We start from the raw sequence: 471 nt of genomic DNA, 5'->3' as shown, positions 1-471 counted from the left end.
CTTCTGCTGCGCAGTGCGGATCGCAAGCCGCGCGGGCCTCGCGTTGGGTACGACAGCAGGCAGCAACAGCACCGCGACGCCCCTCCGCCCCCGAGCGCCAAAAAGGAGAGCGAGGGGAAGCACGCCGCCGCCGGGCGGAGCCGTCACGAAGACCCGCACCGCCGCCTCGGGCCCGTGCCCGCCGGGCTGCTCGGTGGCGGCGGGCCGCCGCCGCCCGGCGGAGCCGCGGCCGAGCGCTGCCGCGTGGGCGGACTCGGGGGCGCCGCCCGCCGGCGGGGCGCGGGCCAGCCGGGGGAGGGTGAGGGCCATGGGCTGGACGGGCCGGGCGCGGGACGGCGCGGTGGCCTCGCCCTCCAGGTGGGGGTCGGGGGGGAGGATGGGCTCGGGGAGCGTCCCGTCCGCGAGCCGCTGCATCAGCTCGCGGAGGGGACGGTCACCGAGCTGATCCTCGCCACCGACCCCAACCTGGAG

General features: G+C 79.2%; 1 pseudogene. It reads right to left on the bottom strand.

Features of this window, described 5'->3' with window-relative positions:
• Positions 1-471: pseudogene (locus HUX53_RS42870) on the bottom strand (hypothetical protein); the annotation flags it as partial.

The sequence above is a fragment of the Actinomadura sp. BRA 177 genome (assembly GCF_013372625.1).
Classification (GTDB): domain Bacteria; phylum Actinomycetota; class Actinomycetes; order Streptosporangiales; family Streptosporangiaceae; genus Spirillospora.
The sequence above is the reverse complement of the archived record's forward strand: the minus strand, read 5'-3'. Positions and strand labels throughout refer to the sequence as shown.